The following is a 17,783-nucleotide window of genomic DNA, read 5'->3' as shown; positions in this document are numbered from 1 at the left end:
ATGCCTTTATTTCAATTAGATAACAATGAGTTAGATTTTCCAGAACCTCATTTAGCACTAAAAGAGCCTAATGGGTTATTAGCGATAGGGGGAGAAATCTCCCTTTCCCGATTGCGTGTTGCGTACCAATCGGGTATTTTCCCTTGGTACTTTCCTAATGAAGAACCGTTATGGTGGTCTCCAGATCCTAGGGCTGTATTACCTATAGGGTCGTTGCATATAGGCCGTAGTTTGCATAAATTTTTACGTAAACAGCCCTATAAGATAACGTTAAACCATGCCTTTAGCTCTGTTATAGAGTCCTGTTCTATTCGTGATGAAGGAACATGGATAGGCCCTGATATCAAAGCAGGTTATGAGGCGCTTTATCAACAAGGTGAAGCACACTCTGTTGAGGTGTGGGAAGGTAACGAATTAGTCGGTGGGTTATACGGCGTTAATATCGGTGCTGTTTTCTGTGGTGAATCGATGTTTAGTCGTCGTGATAACGCTTCTAAATGTGCCTTTATTGCCTTTTATAACCATTTTCTTCGTTATGGGGGTCAACTATTTGATTGTCAGGTGCTAAACTCTCATACTGCCTCGTTAGGCGCCACAGAGATTTCGCGTGAACAATATTTAGTTGCATTATCTCGTTGGAAAAAAGTGATTATTGATAAAAAGTGTTGGTATCAGCAATCGTTGGAATTATAATCACAGCTTATTTTTGTAAAGCCCTTCTTATTGACGACAGAATCAAGAATATCATTCTGTCATTTGGACAAAAGGTTTATACAAAAAATTTATCTGCACACCCATGATGTGGTGGGGGTGTTGTTACTTTATTGTTACAAACACCACAAATTAAAGAATTACGACTTCTGTTATTACTGTTGCTTTAGCTGAGTAAAACGTGAGTCACGGTAAGGATGTTAAGTACAATAGCAAGGTAGATACCTTTGCTATCCAATAACATTCCTTTACATAGGACAATATTTTCGGCATTATCTTGCCGTTTAAAAAATATGGTTATTAAAACTTAGAGGATTAGATGGCCAAAGAAGACAACATTGAAATGCAAGGCACTGTACTGGATACTCTGCCAAACACGATGTTCCGCGTAGAATTAGAAAACGGACACGTCGTTACCGCTCATATTTCAGGAAAAATGCGTAAAAACTATATTCGTATCCTGACAGGCGACAAGGTTACCGTTGAGCTGACCCCATATGACCTGAGCAAAGGCCGTATCATCTTCCGTAGCCGTTGATCCCAATCTGTTCTCTCCCGCTATTGTCATGTAACGGGTGAAAAAAACACCACAGGCAAGGCATTAATTAATGCTCACCTGTGGTGTATGCGTTTATGGCTGAGTTAAAAACCGCTATCTTTAGATAACGGTATCTTCATTTTTAGCCAACTTTTCTTGGCTTAAAAACTCATAATCTAACTTACCTACGTGTTTATCCAATGTAACAGAAACTGAACCGCCATTTATCAAAGAGCCAAATAAAATCTCATTGGCTAATGGTTTTTTCAGATTCTCTTGAATAACACGTGCCATTGGTCTTGCGCCCATCGCTTTATCGTAGCCCTTATCGCACAGCCATTGGCGTGCTTCTTGACTCACTTCCAGCGATACCCCTTTATCGTCTAACTGTGCTTGTAGTTCAACAATAAATTTATCTACAACCATCGAGATAATTTCTGGCGATAATGCATTAAACCAAATAATGTTATCTAAACGGTTACGGAACTCAGGTGAGAAGGCTTTTTTGATTTCAACCATTGCATCAGTGCTATTGTCTTGCTCTGTAAATCCGATAGATTTACGTTGCGTTTCACGCACACCCGCATTGGTAGTCATCACTAAAATAACATTGCGAAAATCCGCTTTGCGACCATTGTTATCCGTTAATGTACCGTTATCCATGACTTGTAATAGAATATTAAACACATCTGGATGTGCTTTTTCAATTTCATCAAGTAATACCACAGAATATGGATTTTTGATCACGGCATCTGTTAACAATCCACCTTGATCAAAACCAACATAACCCGGAGGTGCACCAATTAAACGACTAACCGTATGTCTTTCCATATATTCAGACATATCAAAGCGCAGTAATTTCACATTCAACGCTTTCGCTAACTGCACAGTGACTTCTGTTTTACCCACACCGGTTGGGCCTGCAAACAAGAAAGAACCAACAGGTTTATTATCCTGGCTCAATCCTGCTCGACTCATTTTAATGGCTTCAGACAGTGCATGAATCGCCTGATCTTGACCAAACACCAGCATTTTTAATTGATTATCAAGGTTTTTTAGCATCGATTTATCGCTGCTAGAAACCGTTTTCTCAGGAATACGCGCAATTTTAGCCACAACCGTTTCAATGTCAGAGACATTGATGGTTTTCTTACGTTTGCTCGGTGCAACTAAACGTGTTCTCGCACCAGCTTCATCAATAACATCTATCGCCTTATCAGGTAGATGCCTATCAGTGATGTATTTAACCGATAAATCAACTGCAGCCTGAATCGCTTTACTGGTATAACGTACATCGTGGTGCGCTTCATATTTTTGGCGCAATCCTTTAATGATTAACACTGTTTCATCTGGTGATGGTTCAGTGACATCTATTTTTTGGAAACGACGAGCCAGTGCTCTGTCTTTTTCAAAGATATTACTAAACTCTTGATACGTTGTAGAGCCTATCACACGGATCCGACCGCCTGATAAGAGAGGTTTAATTAAGTTTGCAGCATCAACTTGTCCACCCGAGGCTGCGCCTGCGCCAATAATGGTGTGGATTTCATCAATAAATAAGATACTCTTCTCATCTTTTTCGAGGGTTTTCAGTAGCGCTTTAAACCGTTTCTCGAAATCACCACGGTATTTTGTGCCCGCAAGTAATGAGCCAATATCCAGTGAGTAAATGGTATAACCTTTCATAACCTCAGGAACATCATCTTGCTCGATACGCCATGCAAGGCCTTCTGCAATCGCCGTTTTACCTACGCCTGATTCACCCACTAATAGTGGATTGTTTTTACGACGACGGCATAACACTTGGATTGTTCTTTCTAACTCAGCTTGACGCCCAATCAGGGGATCAATTTTACCTTGGCGCGCTAACTGATTAAGGTTAGTGGTAAAATTATCCATATGATCGTCACCTTGAGGCATCTCTTGCTGAGATTGTGCGTTCATCTCATTCATGTCAGAAAGATCATCGTTTTGTTGATCTTCCTTTGAAATACCGTGGGAAATAAAATTAACCACATCAAGACGACTAACGTCATGTTTACGTAATAAATAAGCTGCGTGAGACTCTTGTTCACTAAAAATAGCCACCAGCACATTCGCGCCAGAGACTTCATTTTTACCTGATGATTGCACATGAAAAACAGCACGCTGTAACACGCGTTGAAAACTCAATGTTGGCTGTGTTTCTCTGTCTACATTCTCAGGCAGTATTGGGGTTGTTTTACGAATAAAAACATCAAGTTCTTCACGTAAGACCGCCAGATCGACTTTACAAGCTTCCAATGCTTCGCGTGCCGATTTATTACTTAATAGCGCCAACAACAGGTGCTCTACAGTCATAAATTCGTGTCTGTTATCACGGGCTTTCGCGAATGCAACATTAAGACTCAGCTCTAATTCGTGATTAAGCATAAGCACCTCCTCCTTAAAAGACTAACCGGATCATGCTTGTTCAAGAGTACATAAAAGTGGATATTCGTTTTCTCTCGCATACAGATTAACTTGAGCCACTTTTGTTTCAGCAATATCCGCACTATAAACCCCACAAACTCCCTTTCCTTTATGATGAACGTCCAACATAATTTGCGTGGCCTTTTCCTCGCTGAGGAAAAAATACATCGTAAGCACTTCTACAACAAAATCCATGGGGGTGTAATCATCATTATTCAAGATCACCTTATACATCGATGGTGGCTCAATGACCTGATGAACGTCATCCCTTAGCGTAGTTTCTGTTAAAAAATCAAACTGACCCATTGTTTTGCATTACTCATCATTTTATTAAACATCATATTCAATTATGACATTTAGTTTACCATCTCACAGGAAAGTCTGCCTATCAACGCTTTTTTATTCCCTCTTTTTACACTCAAATAAATAACAAAGCGTTAGCTACATCAAAATTTCACCTCATTGAAACACATTCTATCCCTTTCACCTCTTGACGACTTAAACAATAAAATAGAGTATGTTTTATGAACAGCTCAGTAAATATACTGAAGGTAATGTTAAACAAATAAATATAAGTATATGAGAGAAGCTAAGTATGGAGACAGGTACAGTAAAATGGTTCAATAATGCTAAGGGCTTTGGTTTTATTACCCCAGCAAAAGGTGGCGAAGATATTTTTGCCCATTATTCAACAATTAGAATGGAAGGCTACCGCACACTTAAAGCGGGGCAGATAGTTAATTATAGCACGATAAAAGGACCTAAAGGTGATCATGCAGACCTTATCATTCCTATTATTGAATAGAGGATAAATGACCGTATAGGTAAATTTTAGTACAAATACCTTTTACTCAATAAGCTTGCTATTTCAGCTAAATATGAAGCCTAATTCATTCAAATAAAAGCCCTTTATGGTGAAGGGCTTTTATCTTACTGTTTGAATTACTCTCGTGCTAATGCATCTATGGGATTCATTTTTGCCGCACTTCTTGCAGGTAAAAATCCAAAAATAACCCCAATTGCAGTAGAACATGCAAAGGCACTGATCAATGCAATAGGTTGGAAAACAAATTGCCAATCAGGCAACATCGCGCTGGCTATCATCGCAATACCAAATGAAAGGCCTATTCCTAATAGTCCACCGACTAAACACACCAATACAGACTCAATAAGAAACTGTTGCATCACATCACTGGCTCTAGCACCCACGGCCATTCTAATACCGATTTCTCGGGTTCTCTCCGTTACCGAAACCAACATAATATTCATAACGCCAATGCCACCAACCACCAACGAAATAACAGCCACTAAAGTGAGAAATAGCTGCATTGTTTGTGTGGTGCTTTCGGCAGCTTTAATAAAGCTATCAAGGTTATAAGTAAAAACATCTTTCTTACCATGCCTTATCGTCAGTAAACGGATCATTTGTTGCTCTGCAATACTGGCATCATAGCCTTCTATCACCCTAACCGTAATGCTATCAAGATAGGCTCGATTTAAAATACGGCTATTTAATGTGCTATAAGGCACCCACACCCTAAGCGATTGTCCATTACCAAAAGCCGATTTTTTTTCTGCAATCACCCCAACAATCGTAGAAGGTATATTTCGAATAATAATTTGTTCACCAATCACCGCTTTTTTATTAGGAAAAAAACGGTGTCGCGTATTTTCATCGATCACCACAACTTGCGCTTGCCGTTGGATCATATCAGGGGTAAATGAGCGACCTTGAGAAAATTTCATGGCATACACAGTGAAATAGTCATCACTTACGCCTGCAACAGAAGCAGGCGAGTCCTGATTTCCACGGCGTAATCGTGTAGCAAATTGCACTTGTGGTGTTACTGCTTGCACATAGGACTGCTGTTTTAAGGCAAAAACATCTTGTAATGTTAATGATTGCCTATCTTCTGGAGAATCACTGCCAAAATCTTTTCCGGGATAAATATCAATCGTATTAGAGCCAATGGCTTTAATATCTGCGAGCACCATACTTTTTGCCGCATCACCGATTACGATTATTGTTACGACAGAAGCAATTCCAATAATAATGCCCAGCATAGTGAGCAATGTACGTATTTTATTGACAACCATGGCACGCCAAGCCATATCTAATGCTTGGGTAAAGCGACCAATAACTTGTCCTAAATAAGAAGAGGTTAACACTGTCGTTGCTTCTTTTTTGACTTTATTTACCGTGGCTTGATGACGATTATCATTGATAATTTTACCGTCTTTTATTTCTATAATTCGCTCAGCTTGCGCGGAAATTAAAGGATCATGGGTAACAATAATAACCGTGTGCCCTTGTTCATTTAATTGTTTCAAGATAGCCATCACCTCTTTACCTGAATGACTATCTAATGCTCCTGTAGGTTCATCAGCAAGAATGACTTCCCCCCCATTCATCAACGCCCTAGCAATGCTCACACGCTGTTGTTGCCCTCCAGAGAGCTGATTAGGCCGATAATCTACGCGATCACCTAACCCTAAGCGTGTTAATAATTCGCGCGCCCTTTCTTTACGTTGTGTCGCATTCTTATCTGCGTAAATCGCGGGGATCTCTACATTTTGCTCTGCACTTAAATGAGCCATAAGATGATAACGTTGAAAAATAAAACCAAAATGCTCACGGCGTAATGCCGCAAGTTGATCGCTTTCCATTTTAGCAACGCTTTGCCCCGCCACTTTATATTCGCCGTGACTGGGTTTATCTAAACATCCCAATATATTCATTAAGGTCGATTTACCTGAGCCCGAAGCGCCCATAATAGCGACCATCTCGCCTGCATTAATCGTTAATGAAACTTTATTAAGAACAATCGTTTCTTCTTCACCATTGGTATATGAGCGGCTAACGTCATTAAGTTCTAATAATGCTGACATTATGCTTCTCCTGATGTCTCACCCAGAATAACCTCATCGTTTTCCTTTAATCCGCTGAGCACTTCTGCATAAACATCGGTACGCATACCAATTTTTACCGTACGCTTTTCAGGTTGACCATTAACAAGCACTTCAACGTAATATTCGTTAATCCCTGCATCATCACCTAACACAGAAAGGGGAACTAAAAGGATATCTTTCTTATTCTCAAGTAGAATTTTAACTTGAGCAGTCATTTGTAGTCGTAATAAATGCTGATCATTAGGGACTTCAAAACGTGCATAATAAAAAATAGCATCATTAATTTTTTCAGGCGTTGGTAAAATATCTTTTAACTTACCGCTAAAGGCTTTATCTGGTGCTCCTAAAACGGTAAATGAGGCACTAAGATCAGGTTTTAGATAGATAACATCCGCTTCTGATACTTCTGCTTTAACCAACATCGTATCTAAATCTGCCAAGGTTAGGATCGTCGGCGCTTCTTGTGCTGCTATCACGGTTTGGCCTTCAAGCGTTTTAATAAAAGTCACTACGCCATCCATTGGCGCCGTTATACGGGTATATTGAAGATTCGTTTTTGCCGTATCTAACGTTGCTTGGTTCTTTTTAATTTGTGCTTGATAGGTGATGATGCGCGCTTTTTTAACATCAACATCAGTTTTCGTCCGATCTAGCTCATCTTGTGCAATCGCATGAGTACCGATTAGCTTTAATTGACGCTGGTAGGTTAATTGCGCTAAACGTAATTCAGCTTGAGCTTGCTGAAGATTGGCTCTAAGTTCGTTATCTGTTTCTTGCGACTCAATGACATCATTTTGTGCTTTTTTAGGATCAATAATAGCTAATAAATCGCCTTTTTTAACCGTGTCCCCCTCTTTTACAAACAAGGTTTGTAATTGACCACTGACCTGTGCACCGACATCGACTTTACGAACAGCATCAAGCTTACCCGTTGCAGTGACTTCTTTTGAAAGTTCACCTCGAGTAATCATCTGTGTTTGATAGGCAGGTAAATTCTCTTTGGGCCAAAAAAAATAGGCAGCAATTGCTGCGATAATCAAAATAAGGGTAATCACTTTCCCTTGCTTTTTTAAAGATAAAAAAGCCATAAAATATCCTTCTTAAACATAACGACTTAATACACCATAAAAATTTTAGCGATGAGGTTTAACAATCACCGCTCAATAAAACTTGCATTAATTCTGTGAATTTATCTTGCTTGCTATAACGACTTAATTGGCCTTACCTCTTGCCAGCCATGCAACACGAGAAAACATACTTTTCAGTATGGAAGGGATGGAATCTACTCCTCGTTGAGCCGCATTGTTAGCCACTGTTAGTGCAAGATCAGGCTTTGATGAACGTTGAATTGCTTTAATAATCACGCGCCGTGTTGGCCATTTTTCATTATCAGGAACTCCCGCAATATCATGATATACATTACGAAAACCTTCTTTGTATAAGAAATGTTCCATATCTAACGCAGGAAGTTTCGTTAATCGATCGCGCTCAGCATCGTTACTTCTCAATGCAAAATCCTTGACGGTTGCAGCATACTTTTTACCCGCTTCATCGCCATCCACTAAGGTGTGCCATTCTATGCCCATATATGTTGCGTACTTTAATAATGGCTTAAGCCCACATTGTGCAAATTCGATAACTTTTATACCTTCGGCCTCGAAGAAATAATTACATTGTCTTGCTAATTCATTCATTAACCAAATTTCGGTTTCACCTTCAACTAATAACCAACAACGAGCAAAAAGTGCGGAGGGTCGGTTATAACGAATGTGAAATGAGATACGTCGTTCTTCATCAGACTGCAATTGCTGATTGCCGACACGATAAGCAGCCACTTTGTCAGTATCACGCACTAAACGGCAAACGCTCTGTAATGGCGCTAATGAAAGTAATTCACCTGAGTTTGTCGTTGTAATTCGTTGTAAGGAGAAAAGGTTGAGTAATCCCCAAGCCACCGACAGCATAATAGGATGTAAACGAGTTTCTGGGTTTTCAACAATAACAATAGGTCTGGCGTAAGGATCTAATGCAATACTGCCTCGCGACTGCAATATCGAGGAAAACATACCTAAAATAATTAATCGAATATTTCGTTGATTGGGCTTTGCCAATACTTTATTAATGCTTTCTAATGCATGCCATCCTCGCACATGCGGTTCATTGACTTTGCGATGACGAGATCGTGATTTAAACAACAACGAACCGTGATCCGCAAAATAGTGCCCAAGTAATTGCTGCATAGCATCTAAACCTTCCCGTAAATCATCATCAGACAACTCGTCAGGATTGTTCACTAAGGCTTTGGTCAGTTCACTCATCTTATTATTAAATGCTTCGCGATGAGGCTTATTGTGAGGATCAATCATTTCAGTGGCAAGATTACGAACAAAACGCGCATCTTGTAAACGCAGTACAGGATAAAGCCTCACCAATTCAGCAATAATGTCTTGTGTTTGCCCATTAGGTAAGCGAACTTGCTTTCCTTCTTTATCAAGAAAATAACGGAACGTTTTTACATTTTTCTGCTCATCCAATTCAGCACTAATACGATAATAAATGTGCTTAAGTTCATCTCCATTTTCAACCCATACTGGCTTTAGCTTATGGAAGCGATAAGAGCGATGACGACCAGGACGAGATTCAGTAAACGTTAAAATAATTTGCAGGCTTTTTTTACCATTTTCAGGCTCATTTGGCAGACGATGGAAATCATCAGGTGTAAATGCATATTGATAGGTCTCAATACCCAAACTGAGTGTTAACGCATCAAGTAATGAGCTTTTACCCCACGCATTTTCACCCACTAAAACTGTATTCATATCAAGAGGTAATGAAAGACGATTAAGTCCACGGAATCCAACTATTTCCACTCTTTCTAAATACATAAATTCCCTCGTTAGTTACGACTAAGCTATGATTTTATTTTATAATTTCCGTCTTAATTTTATGCTTAATCAGCCAATAATTTAACTTAATGAATGATTTCATTAAATCACAGTTAAAGATAACCGTAATAAAATTTACTCAACTATTCGATATATACCCTATTAGTACGTATTTCAAACAATTAAAGCCTCTTAAATCCAAACGTGCTAGGCTCTTTGCCTTTCAATAAAATTTTTAGACTTATTCTTAGTTTCTATATCCACATCCACAACATCATAAGTAAATGTTATAATCCATCTTACGTTATTAGTTTATTTTATAATTTGAGCACACTCAGTTCAGTAAGGAATAGAAATGCTATCAGGATTATTGATTATCCTACTTCCGCTTTTTGTAGGGTATTTGATTAAGTTAAACAATCGCCCATTGCTTCATCTGGCAAACCGCCTACTCAGTGCGATGGTTTACGTTATCCTCTTTCTGATGGGCGTCAGTTTAGCCATGTTAGATAATATTGGTGAAAACTTAGTCTCTATTCTCGCTTATGCCAGCGTTTTCTTTTTATGCACTTTCGGTGCAAATTTACTGTTTTTATGGTTACTGGATAAAAAAGATCCTTGGCATGTCCCTGCGCATAAGCAATCTAAACCGCCATCACGTATAAAAATGGTGCTTGAGTCATTACAACTTTGTGGTGTCGTCGTTATTGGTTTTTTTATTGGTTTAACCGGCTGGTCTATTTTCCATTATGCGTCTCATGCCAGCCAAGGCGCCCTTATCTTTTTACTTTGGCTAGTTGGCTTACAATTACGTAATAGTGGAATGAGCCCTAAACAAATTTTCATCAATCGCCGTGGCACAACCATTGCCGTTGTGATGGGTATCAGTGCACTTGCGGGGGGTGCGTTAGCCGCTTATTTATTGGGATTGCCAATGAAAATGGGATTAGCAATCGCATCAGGTTATGGTTGGTACTCTTTATCAGGAATTGTACTCACAGATGCTTTTGGCCCTGTTATTGGTAGTACCGCTTTCTTTAATGATTTAATGCGAGAATTAGCGGCGATCATGCTTATTCCTATTATTGTTAATCGTTATAGAAACACCGCATTAGGGATTTGTGGCTCAACCTCCATGGACTTTACGTTACCCGTTTTACAACGAAGTGGCGGTGTTGCTATCGTGCCTGCCGCTATTGTGCATGGATTCGTGTTAAGTTTAATCACACCAATATTGATGGCTTTCTTTACTTCATAGAAAAATCAGTAACAATAGAACGATAACGTTCTCTTTTTACAGTGGATTAACAATGAATCAACAACGTGTATTAGTACTTGGCGCAAGTGGGCATATTGGTCAAAATCTTATTCCAGCGCTGATAAAGCAAGGCCATCAGGTCACAGCAGGAGCACGAAGAGTTGACTGGATGATGTCTCAAGGTTGGGAAAATACACGCTGTATCTTTGTGGATTTACATACCCCAGAAACCTTAAACAAGATAATGCACAATACGGATATCGTGTACTACCTTGTTCATAGCATGGGCGATGCACATAATTTAGTTGAGCAAGAGCGTAAAGCAGCAATTAATGTTGTGGAAGCATTAGAAGGCACAGAAGTTAAACAAATTATCTTTTTAAGTGCATTACAACATGAAGATCAGCAATACTCGCCTCATCTTATTGCCCGAAAACTCACGGGTGAAGTATTAAGAACAAGCGCGATCCCTGTGACTGAAATTCGTACCTCAATGATTGTCGGCCCCGGTTCTGCCGCCTTTGAAATTATGCGTGATATGGTTTATAACCTCCCTATTCTTACACCTCCGCGCTGGGTTCGTTCAAAATCTTCCCCTATTGCCTTAAAAAACTTAATTCACTATTTAACAGAAATTATCCATCATCCCACACATCAACATCGTATTTTTGATGCTGGTGGCCCCGAATATATTAGCTATCAAACTCTTTTTGAGCGCTTTATTAAAATTTCAGGTAAAAAACGGGTATTGATCCCGTTACCAATGCCAGCCAGTATCATTTCCGCGGGATTTATTAGCCTAATAACCTCAGTACCCACCTCTATTGCCAAAGAGCTTATTCAAGGGCTTAAACATGATCTTCCTGCCAATGATGAGCCATTACGCAAACTTATTCCTCAAACCTTAATTAAATTTGATGATGCCGTCAGAGAAACATTAGCAGATGAAGAAGCCGCTTTAGATAATCAAGATTGGGGTTACTCTTCTGCTGTACGCAATCGTTGGAAACCCGGTTATGGTTATTATCCTAAAAATGCAGGTTGTACCTTATCAACACCGGCTAGTGCGGCATCACTTTGGCATACCGTCCAACAAATCGGCGGTGAACAAGGTTACTTTTATGGTAATGCTCTATGGAAAACGCGGGCTATTATGGATGATATTGTTGGAAATAAAGTCACTTATGGTCGGCCTCCTCGAGACACATTAGAACTTGGCGACATGATTGATGGTTGGCGAGTGATCAAGCTAGAACCTGAAAAACAGCTCACGTTATTATTTGGAATGAAGGCTCCTGGATTAGGACGCCTTTCTTTCACGATCCATGATAGTGGACATCTTCGTTCAATCGATGTTCGTGCTTGGTGGCACCCTGCTGGATTTAGTGGATTACTTTATTGGTTTGCCATGATGCCTGCGCACTTATTTATTTTCAAGGGCATGGCTAAAACGATAAGTATTAACGCTTATAAACTGGATAAAAATTCACCTAAAAGTGAAAGGTAATGGCTGAACTACTCATTTTTACGTAAAAAAACCACTTTATTATGCAGTTTTAGTTGCATAATTATTCTTATCGTTTTATTATTTGAACCAGTTAATGACTATTCAGAAAAAACGCATGAGTATTCAATTAAAAAATATAAATTGTTTCTACGGTTCGCACCAAGCACTCTATGATATTAATCTAGAATGCTCTGCTGGCGAAACAATGGTTCTACTAGGACCAAGTGGTGCAGGCAAGAGCTCACTAATGAGAGTTCTTAATTTATTAGAAATGCCACGGTCAGGCGAATTAGACATTGCGGGTCTGCATTTTGACTTTAGCCAACAGCCTAATGCAAAAGCGATTCGTTCATTACGCCAAAATGTAGGTATGGTATTTCAGCAGTATAATCTATGGCCACATTTGACGGTTCTTGATAACTTAATTGAAGCACCTTGTCGTGTATTAGGTTTATCAAAACCACAGGCTAAAGAAAAAGGCATGAAATTACTTGAGCGTTTACGTTTAAGTGATTACGCAGGACGCTTTCCGCTACATTTATCAGGTGGACAACAACAGCGTGTAGCTATTGCAAGAGCATTAATGATGGAGCCTCAAGTTCTCTTATTTGATGAACCAACGGCAGCATTAGATCCTGAAATTACCGCTCAAGTTGTTGATATTATAAAAGAGCTTTCTGAGACGGGTATTACACAAGTCATTGTGACCCACGAAGTTGAAATTGCACGCAAAGCCGCGAGCAAAGTTGTATATATGGAAAACGGCCGTATTATAGAGCAAGGCGATAACTATCGTTTCACGGCTCCACAAACGGAAGCTTTTGCTAATTACTTGTCACACTAAATCGGGATCAGACAATGAAAAAAATATTATTTGCAGCACTTCTGACCAGTATTACATTTTCTGCTACTGCGGCTGAGAAAGAGACAATCCGTTTTGCAACTGAAGCCACTTATCCTCCTTTTGAAATGATTGATGCAAATAATCAAATCGTAGGATTTGATGTTGATTTAGCCAATGCTATGTGTGCAAAAATTAATGCTGATTGTACCTTTACCAATCAATCATTTGATAGTTTAATTCCTAGCTTGAAATTTCGTCGTTTTGAAGCCTTAATGGCAGGTATTGATATTACGCCAGAGCGTCAAAAACAAGTTGATTTCACAGACTCTTACTACGATAACTCAGCAGTATTTATCACTGTAACAGGTAAAATTTCCGATGTTGCTAGCTTAAAAGGCAAACAAATTGGTGTACAAAATGGGACAACCCATCAGAAATTCATCAATGAACAACATAAAGAGATGAAAACAGTTCCTTATGATAGTTACCAAAATGCGGTATTAGATCTTAAAAATGGTCGTATCGAAGCTATCTTTGGTGACACAGCAGTTGTCAATGAATGGCTGAAAAAGAATCCTGAATTAGGTATTGTAGGCGACAAAGTTGCAGATCCTAACTATTTTGGTACAGGTCTTGCGATTGCCGTAAGAAAAGGTAATGCTGATTTACAAGATAAATTAAACAAAGCATTAGCTGAAGTAAAAGCTGATGGCACCTATGATGTCATTTATAAAAAATGGTTTGAATAACAATAATAGCTTAATAAATGAATGAAATAACAACTCTAGCAGGTGCGGCCGTTACAACGGTCTCACTTGCTATTTCTGCTCTTATCATCGGATTAGTTCTTGCCATGCTGTTTACGGCTTGGGAATCCGCGAGATGGAAAGCCTTTGCTTTCTTAGGAATATGCTGGGTAACACTAATTAGAGGACTACCAGAAATGCTGGTGGTTCTTTTTGTCTATTATGGCACCCTACAAGGCGTCATGATGTTAATGGATGGTATTGAATTAGGTTTTTTCACCTTGCAAATTGATTTTGGTGATACTGAATCATTACCCTTCTATTGCGGTGTTATCGCCCTTTCACTCCTTTACGCTTCTTATGCATCACAAACCTTGCGAGGCGCATTAAAAGCCGTACCAACCGGGCAATGGGAAGCTGGTCAGGCACTAGGTATGGGGCGTGTCACGATATTCTTCCGCTTTATTATGCCTCAAATGTGGCGTCATGCTTTACCTGGTTTGGGGAATCAGTGGTTAGTTTTATTAAAAGATACCGCGTTAGTGTCATTAATCAGTGTTAACGATTTAATGCTACAAACACAAAGTATCGCTAATAGAACCCAAGAACCTTTTACCTGGTATAGCATTGTTGCATTAATTTATTTGGCAATTACGCTGGTCAGTCAATATATCCTGAAATGGTTAGACATGAGAACGACTCGATTTGAACGGAGTGCCTCATAATGTGGGATTATATTGTTGATATTTTACCGGGGTTACCAACAAGCCTGTCATTAACGTTAGTGGCTCTATTGGTGGCATTTACACTCTCCGTTTTAATGACCTTTATTTTGGCATTAAAAACCCCAGTAATTACCCAAATTGTAAAAGCATATATTACCTTATTCACAGGCACTCCTTTATTAGTACAGTTTTTCTTAATCTATTATGGGCCTGGACAATTTCCTGCGTTGCAAAAATTCCCTTTGATTTGGGAGTTATTATCAACACCTTGGTTTTGTGCGATGGTCACATTAGCATTAAATAGTGCCGCTTATTCAACCTTACTTTTCTATGGTGCAGTAAGAGCTATTCCCGCAGGGCAATGGCAATCTTGTCAAGCATTAGGAATGTCGCCGGTACAAACAGCAAGGGTAATATTACCTTATGCCTTTAAACGTGCACTTTCATCCTATTCAAATGAAGTTGTATTGATATTTAAAAGTACCTCACTTGCCAGTACGATCACCCTACTTGAATTAACAGGGTATAGCCGACAAGTCTTTGGCCAAAGTTATGACGTGATGGTATTTGTTGCCGCAGGCATTATCTATTTAGGCATCAACGGAATACTGACACTCTTAATGCGTTTAATTGAGAAGAAAGCTTTAGAGTTTGAACACCGCAATTAAATAATTGCTAATAAAAAAGTTATAGATTTAAAAACACCCCAACCGTTTTCACTTTGGGGTGTTTTTTTATTCACTTATGACAAAACAATTAATTTATTTTTTGGTTATGTTTTTTTCGATTAATGCTTCTTTATGGCTTACTCTATACGCATTCCATGCTAATAGACCACCGATTAGCATCACAATGGCTAACGCTAATTTAGGTTGTACGGGTGATGCTAGTGCCGTTAATCCCAAAGTAGCGCCACCTGCCATTTGAATGAACCCGACCAATGCTGAGGCAATACCGGCAGTGTGTGAATAAGGTTCAAGTGCATAACTTGTTGCTGGTCCCATGATAAAGGCTAACCCCGCGCACGCACTTGCCACAGGAAGCATATAAATAAGCCAATGGCTTTGTGTTTCAGCAGGAATAAACAATAAGCTTAACAATAAACTTATACAACCCAATCCCATGAGTCCACCGCCTAAGATAAGACAAATAGGTCTCCCCACGCGATGAATAATACGGTTCGCATAAAAACTGACAAACATTATCCAAAAGCCATTAACACCAAAAACAATAGAAAATATTAATGGTGATAATCCTGCGTCATTCATTAATACAATAGGCGAAAATGAAACATAAGTTAATGCCATACCCATTGTGCCAGCATTGACTAAAGCAAATGTTAAGAAGCGTTTACTGCATAAAATCTCAAGGTATGTTTTACCTAAACTTTGTTGTAATTGCGTTGTGCTTTCAGGTTTTGTTTCTGGTAAAAAACGGGTGATCAGTATTAAAACAAGGATTGAATAGAAAATTAAAAAGCTAAACGGCGCACGCCACCCCCAATATTCTGCTAATAAGCCACCTAATAGCGGCGCTAATGCAGGAATAATATTTAAAGTGCCATTTAAAAAACCAAAAACCCGAGCAGCATCATTACCATTAAAGCAATCACGTACACACGTAAAAGCAACAACAGAAGTACAACACACCGCTGACGCTTGTAATAATCGTGAAATAATAAAAAGTGTTGAGTCTGTCGAAATAGTCGCAATAATCGACCCTAAAATATAAATAAGGATACCGACAATAGCGATGGGTTTGCGACCATATTTATCTACCAGTGGCCCAGAAATAAGTTGCCCTACGCCTAACACTAAAATAAATAAAGCAATAGTTGATTGAATAAGAGATTCACTGCTCCCTAAATCTTGAGCAATAGCAGGAATAGTAGGTAGGTAGAGATCAATTCCTAATGGCCCTAATAACACCATGACTAATAACAACGCTTTTAAATTCTGCATAAAATAGAATGCCTATCTAATCAACAAAGAAAACGCTCGATGTTATCCATCGAGCGTTAAATACTCATTTATACTAGCATTCATTATCTATTTTGTAATAAATATCTTAATTATCTTGTAAAACCAATAATGTGAGTACTTCATAGTGCGAGGTATGAGGAAACATATCAAACAGTTGCACTTTCTCTATACGATAATGAGAAAGTTGCTGAATATCTTTTGCCATGGTTTGAGCATTACAACTGGAATAGAGAATAAAAGGGGGTTTCATTTTATTTAAATAACCACACAATGCTTCTCCAATACCACGTCTTGGTGGGTTAACAAGCACTAATTCAGGTACCGACGATTTCGCTAATGCATACCCTGTAGAATCTAATGCTTGAAACTCAACATGCTCTAAACCTAATTCATGGGCTGATAAACGTGCACATTCTATCGCTTCTGGGCTAATTTCAATGCCGGTCAATTTTGTTGATTTATCTGCACAATGCAATCCAAATCCGCCTGAACCACAAAACATATCCCATAAATGAGTGATATTTAATGCTCTTACCCAACAACCTGCGGTGGCATAAAGAGATGAAGCAACGTCTGGATTTGTTTGAAAAAAACCTCTCGGGCGAATATGTAATGGGATCTGATTAAAAGATTCATCCAAAAACGTTTTATCGGTCAGAATAATTTCTTGTTCACCTTCAAGAATTGCCATATGAACAGGCTGAATATTCACAGAAATGACGACTAATTGAGGCAATTGCTCTTGTAACCAAGGAAGCACGTTACGTAGTTGTGTTAATTTTTTTTCTGACCGTAAAACAAAACGCAACATCATGGTGCTATTGCTTCGGCTTTCTGTTAATAAAATAAACTTAAGCTCACCACGGCGTCGTTCAATATCGTAAGGCACTAATCCTGCTTTCGCGATGAAGGTTTTTAAAATCGGGAATATTGGGATAAATGCATCAGAATAAAGTGGGCATTCGCACAGATCGACCGCCTCGCCCTCTCGTGTTTTTAAGCCTAAAATTGGTTTTTCAACACTACCACTGACGACCATTTTTGCTTTATTACGAAATTGCGCTTGTTGGCTTTCAACAGGCGCTAATTTATCAAAGGCATAATCTTCAGGTAGCAATGCTAATAAGCTGTGCTGTTTTTTCTTAATTTGTTCAGAATAAGCAAGAGAAAGCCATTCACAAGAATGACAATCACCCGCACTAAATCGTGCGCATTGCATAAGATTT

At 39.0% G+C, this 17,783-nt stretch carries 16 protein-coding genes; 9 read left to right on the top strand and 7 right to left on the bottom strand.

Translation table 11 applies throughout. From position 1 onward, the window contains the following. Positions 1 to 693: a leucyl/phenylalanyl-tRNA--protein transferase gene (gene aat / locus INT04_RS00235; protein ID WP_193014177.1), complete on the top strand. Its 693-nt coding sequence runs from the start codon at positions 1 to 3 to the stop codon at positions 691 to 693. Positions 694 to 1,030: 337 nt separating this feature from the next. Then, on the top strand, positions 1,031 to 1,249 hold the full coding sequence (infA, locus tag INT04_RS00230; RefSeq protein WP_004244560.1) for a translation initiation factor IF-1: 219 nt from the start codon (positions 1,031 to 1,033) through the stop codon (positions 1,247 to 1,249). Between the two features lie 120 nt (positions 1,250 to 1,369). On the opposite strand, the gene clpA is transcribed toward infA, so the two are convergent. Together clpA and clpS are read right to left on the bottom strand one after the other, a co-directional pair. Next, complete coding sequence (clpA, locus tag INT04_RS00225) at positions 1,370 to 3,661, bottom strand: ATP-dependent Clp protease ATP-binding subunit ClpA (protein ID WP_193014176.1); 2,292 nt, start codon at positions 3,659 to 3,661, stop codon at positions 1,370 to 1,372. Positions 3,662 to 3,691: 30 nt separating this feature from the next. Next, positions 3,692 to 4,006: an ATP-dependent Clp protease adapter ClpS gene (gene clpS / locus INT04_RS00220; RefSeq protein WP_193014175.1), complete on the bottom strand. Its 315-nt coding sequence runs from the start codon at positions 4,004 to 4,006 to the stop codon at positions 3,692 to 3,694. 289 nt (positions 4,007 to 4,295) lie between these two features. On the opposite strand from clpS, the gene cspD reads away from it, so the two are divergent. Next, on the top strand, positions 4,296 to 4,505 hold the full coding sequence (gene cspD / locus INT04_RS00215; protein WP_193014174.1) for a cold shock domain-containing protein CspD: 210 nt from the start codon (positions 4,296 to 4,298) through the stop codon (positions 4,503 to 4,505). A gap of 137 nt (positions 4,506 to 4,642) precedes the next feature. Here the strand turns inward: cspD and macB are convergent, their stop codons facing one another. From macB to INT04_RS00200, 3 genes are all read right to left on the bottom strand, one after another. After that, entirely contained in the window at positions 4,643 to 6,589 is a 1,947-nt protein-coding gene (gene macB / locus INT04_RS00210) for a macrolide ABC transporter ATP-binding protein/permease MacB (RefSeq protein ID WP_193014173.1), read from the bottom strand. After that, positions 6,589 to 7,698, bottom strand: a complete 1,110-nt coding sequence (gene macA / locus INT04_RS00205) for a macrolide transporter subunit MacA (protein ID WP_193014172.1) — start codon at positions 7,696 to 7,698, stop codon at positions 6,589 to 6,591. Before macA ends, macB begins: the two co-directional genes overlap by 1 nt. A gap of 123 nt (positions 7,699 to 7,821) precedes the next feature. After that, positions 7,822 to 9,495: an ATP-dependent nuclease gene (locus INT04_RS00200; protein WP_193014171.1), complete on the bottom strand. Its 1,674-nt coding sequence runs from the start codon at positions 9,493 to 9,495 to the stop codon at positions 7,822 to 7,824. A 355-nt stretch (positions 9,496 to 9,850) separates the two neighbouring features. Here INT04_RS00200 and INT04_RS00195 point away from each other — a divergent pair, with 355 nt between their 5' ends. The 6 genes from INT04_RS00195 (at position 9,851) to artM (ending at position 15,243) form a co-directional block, all read left to right on the top strand. After that, entirely contained in the window at positions 9,851 to 10,753 is a 903-nt protein-coding gene (locus INT04_RS00195) for a lysine exporter LysO family protein (protein WP_193014170.1), read from the top strand. 52 nt (positions 10,754 to 10,805) lie between these two features. Further along, positions 10,806 to 12,260 carry a DUF2867 domain-containing protein gene (locus tag INT04_RS00190; RefSeq protein ID WP_193014169.1) on the top strand — a complete coding sequence of 485 codons (1,455 nt, stop codon included), beginning with the start codon at positions 10,806 to 10,808 and terminating at the stop codon, positions 12,258 to 12,260. 115 nt (positions 12,261 to 12,375) lie between these two features. Beyond that, the gene (gene artP / locus INT04_RS00185) at positions 12,376 to 13,104 is read left to right on the top strand and encodes an arginine ABC transporter ATP-binding protein ArtP (RefSeq protein WP_193014168.1); all 729 of its coding nucleotides are present in this window, start codon (positions 12,376 to 12,378) and stop codon (positions 13,102 to 13,104) included. 14 nt (positions 13,105 to 13,118) lie between these two features. Continuing rightward, positions 13,119 to 13,853 carry an arginine ABC transporter substrate-binding protein gene (gene artJ, locus INT04_RS00180; protein WP_193014167.1) on the top strand — a complete coding sequence of 245 codons (735 nt, stop codon included), beginning with the start codon at positions 13,119 to 13,121 and terminating at the stop codon, positions 13,851 to 13,853. 17 nt (positions 13,854 to 13,870) lie between these two features. Continuing rightward, complete coding sequence (gene artQ, locus INT04_RS00175; RefSeq protein ID WP_193014166.1) at positions 13,871 to 14,575, top strand: arginine ABC transporter permease ArtQ; 705 nt, start codon at positions 13,871 to 13,873, stop codon at positions 14,573 to 14,575. Next, the gene (gene artM / locus INT04_RS00170; protein WP_193014165.1) at positions 14,575 to 15,243 is read left to right on the top strand and encodes an arginine ABC transporter permease ArtM; all 669 of its coding nucleotides are present in this window, start codon (positions 14,575 to 14,577) and stop codon (positions 15,241 to 15,243) included. Before artQ ends, artM begins: the two co-directional genes overlap by 1 nt. 93 nt (positions 15,244 to 15,336) lie before the next feature. Here artM and INT04_RS00165 read toward each other — a convergent pair whose 3' ends face one another. Both INT04_RS00165 and rlmC read right to left on the bottom strand, forming a co-directional pair. Continuing rightward, positions 15,337 to 16,536, bottom strand: coding sequence for a multidrug effflux MFS transporter (locus INT04_RS00165; protein ID WP_193014164.1), 1,200 nt, complete (start codon positions 16,534 to 16,536; stop codon positions 15,337 to 15,339). A gap of 106 nt (positions 16,537 to 16,642) precedes the next feature. Beyond that, positions 16,643 to 17,776 carry a 23S rRNA (uracil(747)-C(5))-methyltransferase RlmC gene (gene rlmC, locus INT04_RS00160; protein WP_193014163.1) on the bottom strand — a complete coding sequence of 378 codons (1,134 nt, stop codon included), beginning with the start codon at positions 17,774 to 17,776 and terminating at the stop codon, positions 16,643 to 16,645. Positions 17,777 to 17,783 lie beyond the last annotated feature (7 nt).

This window comes from Proteus sp. FME41 (genome assembly GCF_014897315.1).
Classification (GTDB): Bacteria; Pseudomonadota; Gammaproteobacteria; order Enterobacterales; family Enterobacteriaceae; genus Proteus.
The sequence above is the reverse complement of the archived record's forward strand: the minus strand, read 5'-3'. Positions and strand labels throughout refer to the sequence as shown.